Source organism: Methylobacterium gnaphalii (assembly GCF_007992215.1).
GTDB classification, from domain to species: Bacteria; Pseudomonadota; Alphaproteobacteria; order Rhizobiales; family Beijerinckiaceae; genus Methylobacterium; species Methylobacterium gnaphalii.
The window spans coordinates 1-1499 of sequence record NZ_BJZV01000091.1; the positions used below are offsets into that span (position 1 = coordinate 1).

The 1499-nt window shown below is 64.2% G+C and carries 3 protein-coding genes; 1 reads left to right on the forward strand and 2 read right to left on the reverse strand.

The window, feature by feature from the left end; translation table 11 throughout:
* Nucleotides 1-95: 95 nt before the first annotated feature.
* Nucleotides 96-749, reverse strand: a complete 654-nt coding sequence (locus tag MGN01_RS23210; RefSeq protein WP_147049149.1) for a hypothetical protein — start codon at nucleotides 747-749, stop codon at nucleotides 96-98.
* 71 nt (nucleotides 750-820) lie between these two features.
* Here MGN01_RS23210 and MGN01_RS23215 point away from each other — a divergent pair, with 71 nt between their 5' ends.
* Nucleotides 821-1042 (forward strand): hypothetical protein, encoded by a 222-nt coding sequence (locus tag MGN01_RS23215; protein WP_147049150.1) that lies wholly within the window; start codon nucleotides 821-823, stop codon nucleotides 1040-1042.
* A gap of 23 nt (nucleotides 1043-1065) precedes the next feature.
* Here MGN01_RS23215 and MGN01_RS23220 read toward each other — a convergent pair.
* A partial coding sequence (locus MGN01_RS23220) for a hypothetical protein (RefSeq protein WP_210246106.1) occupies nucleotides 1066-1499 on the reverse strand: 434 nt, incomplete at its 5' end.

Genomic DNA, 1499 nt, shown 5'->3' on the forward strand with positions numbered 1-1499 from the left:
GTCAGCGGAAGCCGCTGGAGATAGTCGCTCGAGCTTTGCCCCCTGCCCATTCGCGGCGATCTGTCGGTCGAGCTGCGCGATGGCTTGCTGCGGCGTCATGCGAAATGCAGCCTGCGATACTCGGACAGAGTGGCCTCGGCCTCTGGATGCGGCAGAGACGCATTCGTGCCCTGCACATACCAGTCCGTCTGGCCGACGCCTTCCACTTGCTCCGACTTCACCATCATGTCGCGAGAGCCGGCCGAGAGAGCCGCACCCACGAGCTGGATGACGGCTCGCTCAAGGTCGGCCGGGAGATCCGGCGCAGCGGTCGTGGGCGGGTTGCCACGGCTCTCGCCAGGCAAGAGCCAGCCTGCCTCGTACTCGACGATGACGATCCTACCGTACCAGCATCGCCGATCCGAGCCATCGAGCCGATAGAGCAGACGTCCGTCGCACTCATAGGTGTCTGCGTCTTGCTGAACACCGTCGATCCGCACCGAGGCGATCGAGACAACGGGCGAGCGCGACAGCAGGAGGCCCGACCGAGTGTCGTCGATCCTGCCGTGGCAGAGCTCGAACCGCTCGCGCACCGTTTCGCGGCCAAAGGTACGTCGGCAGAAAGAAGCGGCGCGAGCGGACGCCTGATCAATCCAACGTTCGATCTGCGCCGTAGCCGGCGATGTTTCAGCGAGACTCAGGTCGCTACGGACGTTCTGGACCGTCGTCAGGCGCTTCGACACAGCTGGAGTGATGACAGTGACGCTCATGCCGCAGCCCGCACGTGTGTCGATCGATGAAGCGGCGCGTTGCCTATATCCCCTGACATCGGAGAACAGCCATGACGCGCGCGAAGAAGCTCGTTCGCACCCTCATCGACGACGTCGAAGGAGGCTTTCAGATCACCCTGGAGACCGACGACGGTCAGATCATGCGCGTGCAGGCCACTGAAGAGCAGCTCGAAGACTTGGCGGACGAGATCGAGGGCGCGCTGAGCGACGATGATGAGGACGACGCCACAGCAAACGCCGAGGAAGTGACGACGGAAGAACAGCCGTCCTAACGCCGTCGGCATCAAAATGACGCTCACCGAGGCCGGGTGACGTACTCTTCGATCACCTCGTCCGCCTCAGCGGTGTTGGCGACCGGCTTTCCCTTGATCTTCTGCGCTAGGGCGCGGCGCTGCGTATGGTGGAGGCTCCGCCAGTCTTCTGGCACCGCCGCGAGGTCGCCTGCACCGGCTGCCGCCTCGTCCGCATCCAGCTCTTCGAGCGTCTTGCCACGCGAGGCTGCGAAATGTTCACGGGCGGCGTCGTAGGCGACGTCCTCGTTCTCGAACGCCTCTTCCTGGATCGGCACGCCGGCCGGGTCGTAGACCAGGAACCCGCCCTCATCGAGCTCGTCGAATCGGTAGTCGTCGAGCGTGATGGTCGGGATCTGAGTGGTCGACGTCGGCAGCTGCACGAACCCGACATCACCAACCGGCACGAGGACCGATGCCGCCAGATGATCATGCGCGG